The organism is Cupriavidus sp. 01L46 (assembly GCF_056399905.1).
On record NZ_JBFTSF010000495.1, the window covers coordinates 1 to 3,490 of the forward strand.

General features: G+C 66.9%; 5 protein-coding genes. 2 read left to right on the forward strand and 3 right to left on the reverse strand.

What is annotated here, in order from left to right:
* The first annotated feature begins 154 nt into the window (after positions 1 to 154).
* On the forward strand, positions 155 to 415 hold the full coding sequence (locus AC1DS3_RS37425) for a UBP-type zinc finger domain-containing protein (protein ID WP_043354618.1): 261 nt from the start codon (positions 155 to 157) through the stop codon (positions 413 to 415).
* 66 nt (positions 416 to 481) lie between these two features.
* Positions 482 to 1,033, forward strand: coding sequence for a DsbA family protein (locus tag AC1DS3_RS37430; protein WP_441636042.1), 552 nt, complete (start codon positions 482 to 484; stop codon positions 1,031 to 1,033).
* Between the two features lie 12 nt (positions 1,034 to 1,045).
* Here the strand turns inward: AC1DS3_RS37430 and AC1DS3_RS37435 are convergent, their stop codons facing one another.
* Genes AC1DS3_RS37435 through AC1DS3_RS37445 form a run of 3 tightly spaced genes read right to left on the reverse strand, consistent with a single transcriptional unit; the run spans position 1,046 to position 3,328 of the window.
* Positions 1,046 to 1,750, reverse strand: a complete 705-nt coding sequence (locus AC1DS3_RS37435; RefSeq protein WP_441636044.1) for a GntR family transcriptional regulator — start codon at positions 1,748 to 1,750, stop codon at positions 1,046 to 1,048.
* A gap of 51 nt (positions 1,751 to 1,801) precedes the next feature.
* Positions 1,802 to 2,800, reverse strand: a complete 999-nt coding sequence (locus AC1DS3_RS37440; protein WP_477129227.1) for a 2Fe-2S iron-sulfur cluster-binding protein — start codon at positions 2,798 to 2,800, stop codon at positions 1,802 to 1,804.
* 48 nt (positions 2,801 to 2,848) lie between these two features.
* Positions 2,849 to 3,328: a GlcG/HbpS family heme-binding protein gene (locus AC1DS3_RS37445; RefSeq protein ID WP_459375771.1), complete on the reverse strand. Its 480-nt coding sequence runs from the start codon at positions 3,326 to 3,328 to the stop codon at positions 2,849 to 2,851.
* Positions 3,329 to 3,490 lie beyond the last annotated feature (162 nt).

Consider the following 3,490-nt stretch of genomic DNA (forward strand, 5'->3'; position numbering starts at 1 on the left):
GAACAGGCCATCCGTTGAGTCTAGGCGACGCAAGCGCGCCGCGCGGTGACTGCCCGCGCTTTCCTTCGCATCTTCGCCGCCTACAATAAAAGACCCTGGCTCATCCGCGCGCGGCACGGRCCCGCCCTGCCGGAGCCAACGATGGAGTACCGCAATGACAACGGCGTGTGCGCACCTGGCATTGAGCCATCCCGTCACACCCAGCGCAGAAGGCTGCGAGGAATGCCTGCGCAGCGGCGACGAATGGGTGCACCTGCGCTTGTGCCTGTGCTGCGGCCATGTCGGCTGCTGCGACGACTCGCCCAACCAGCACGCCACCCGGCATTTCCTGGCCACGGAACATCCGGTAATCCAGTCGTTCGAGCCGGGCGAAACCTGGCGCTGGTGCTATATCGACAAGCTGTTCATTCCTTGAGGGGTGCCCGGCGCCCAGCGCGCGTGCAAGCCACCCCCCATGCGCCAATCCTGCAAGGAGAATGTCATGCTGTCGACACTCGTTGAAAAGACCGACCATGTACTGGGGCCTGCCTCGGCCCACGTCACCGTGGTCGAATACGGCGACTTCGAATGCCAGTATTGCCGCCTGGCCTACGGCGGCGTGAAGATCCTGCTTGCCCGCTACCACGACCGCGTGCGCTTTGTGTACCGCCATTTCCCRCTGACGGCCTGGCACCCGCTGGCGCAAGCCGCCGCGGAGGCTGCCGAGGCCGCGGCGGCCCAGCACAAGTTCTGGCCGATGCACCAGCAGCTCTTCGAGCAACATCACGGCATCAAGCCGGCGATGCTGCGGGAATACGCCGCTACGCTGGAACTGGACCTGGAGCGTTATGACTACGACATGAAGGCCCACACCTACCTGCAGCGCGTGCGCGAGCACCAGCAAGGCGGCGTCGCCAGCCATGTGCGCAGCACGCCGGCATTCTTCGTCAATGGGACGATACAGGACGTGACCTTCGGCATCGAACACCTGGACCATGCCATTGCCATGGCGCTGCGTCACCAAGGACCTGGGGCTAGGGAGCTAGGGAGCTAGGGAGCTAGGGGCCTAGGCTTCCGGGCCAACAGGCGTGGCCGCCTCTGCCGCGCTGTACACATGGCGTGTGGCGAGCAGTGACGCGAGGTCGGCGTCGCCGGCAATCACCGCCCGCAGGATCTGCGCGTGCTCGTCCCAGTTCTGCTGCGCGCGCTGCCGGTGCGCGGGCGCGAACACCAACCCGGTACGCTCGCGCAAGGAGCGCATCATCTCCTGCAGCACGCTGTTGGCGGCGATATTGCCCAGCACTTCGTGAAAACGGAAATTGAGCGTGAGCAGGCGCGCATCCTCGCCGCCGCATGCAGCCGCGCTACCCTGGCGCAGCACCTCCTGCAGCTCGGCGACCAGCCGGGGATCGCGCCGTTGCGCCGCAAGCTTGGCGTTCAGGCCTTCCAGCGTGGCACGCACCTCCACCATCTCCCGGGCCACATGCTCCGACAGGCACGCCACCGACGCGCCCCGGCGCGGCTCGATGCGAACCAGCCCCTCGGCCGCCAGCGCGCGCAGCGCCTCGCGCACCGGCACGCGCGACACGCCCAGTTCAGCCGACAGCGTGTGCTCCACCAGGCGGTCGCCCTGGCGGTACACRCCGCCGACGATGCGCTGGCGCAAGGTATCGGTCACCTGCGAAAACAGCGGCGAATGGCGCGAGCCGAGGCTGGCGCCGGGATGGCCCGCCGGGTGGGCGGATGGAACACTGCCGTGGTCGTCGGACATGTTCGTCTTGTGGGCGCGCGGGCCSGCATTGGCCAGCCCGCGCGCGCTGGTTCAACTGTGCTGGAATGTGAAGCTGTCGGCGTAGATATGCGCGCCGCTGGCGCCGAGCCCGAGAAAGATCTCGCGCGCGTCGCGGATCATGTCKGGCGAGCCGCACAGGTAGATGGCGTGCTCCGACAGGTCCGGCAGGTCGGCGGCAACGGCGTGCTGCACGTGGCCACGCCGGCCGCTCCATGCGCCGTCGGCACGCGACAGCACCGGCACGTACTGGAAATCGTAGAGCCGCGCGCCCCACGCCTGGATCTGTTCGTGCAGGTACAAATCCGCCTGGGTACGCATGCCCCAGTACAGCGAGACCGGCGGGCAATCCGGATCGTCCATCAGCGATTCGAGGATGCTCTTGATCGGCGCCAGCCCGGTGCCCGTGGCCACCATCACCAGCGGGCGATAGTCGTCCTTGCGGAAATAGAAGCCGCCCAGCGGCAGCTCCACGTCGAGCTGGTCATCGGAGCGCAGTCCCGCCAGCAAGCGCTCGGTGAAGTAGCCGCCGGGAATACGGCGCACATGCAGGTCCACCGTGCGGTCCTTGGGAACCGACGCCATCGAGAAACTGCGCGCGATGCCGTCACCGACAAAGATCTTGAGGTACTGGCCGGGACGGTAGTCAAGCGCCTGCGCCTGCGGCAGCTCCAGCGTCAGGTGCACCACGTCGGCGCTGAGCGGCGCGATCTTGCGGATCACCGCGGTKTGCCGCGCGGGCTCGGCGCACGGCTCGCCCGGGCGCGCGGTGCTGATCACCAGGTCGCTGCTGGGCCGCGCCTGGCAGGCCAGCGCAAAGCCTTCGGCTTCTTCTTCCGGAGTCAGGCCCATGGGGTACTCCTCATAGGCCACCGCGCCTTCGACCAGCCTGACGCGGCACGTGGCGCAGCCGCCGAAGCGGCAGTCGTGCGCCATCTGCACGTTGGCGCGCAGGGCGCCATCCAGCACCGACTCGTCGGCATCGACGTCAAACGACTGCTGGGATTCGATGAGGTGAATGCGGTAGGACATGGCTGACTCGGAATGCGTGGGGGTGCGGGCTGTCGCTGGGGCCTGGGTTTACTTCTTGATATCGGCTTCGACCAGCACCTTCAGGTCGTCGCCGGCCAGCAGTTCCTGCAGGGCCTGCAGCGCTGCCACGCCAGCGGCGGTGTCCTGCTCGCCGTTGCCGCCGCTCAGGCCGATGCCGCCGATGACTTCGCCATTGACCACGATCGGGAAGCCGCCTACGAACACGGCAAACTTGCCCTCGAAGCTCCACTGGATACCGAAGGCTTCATTGCCCGGCAGCGCGGGGCCGTTGGGGGCCTGGTTGAACAGGTGGGTGGAGCGCTTGTGGCCGGCGGCGGTAAAGGCCTTGTTCCAGGCGATCTGCGGGCCGGTGATGCGTGCGCCGTCCATGCGCTCCAGCGCCAGCGGGTAGCCGCCGTCGTCGACCACGCAGATCGATTCCAGCACGCCGATTTCCTCGGACTTGCGGATGGCTGCCGCCACCATGTGACGGGCTTCCTTCAGTTCCAGCTTGATGGCCTTTCTCATGTCCTGCTCCTGCTTGATGCGTTGATGCGGATTGATGATCGACGGTTGACGATTGACGCGTGCGCGCCGGCTCAGCAGCCGCGATAAACGGTCTTGATCTGGGTGTAGAACTCCAGCCCTGCCCGCCCCGACTCGCGGAAGGTGGAGGTGCTGGATTGCTTG

Coding starts and splice junctions, on each gene's coding strand:
- AC1DS3_RS37445 (WP_459375771.1), bottom strand. CDS start 3,328: ATGAGAAAGGCCATCAAGCTGGAACTGAAGGAAGCCCGTCACATGGTG.
- AC1DS3_RS37425 (WP_043354618.1), top strand. CDS start 155: ATGACAACGGCGTGTGCGCACCTGGCATTGAGCCATCCCGTCACACCC.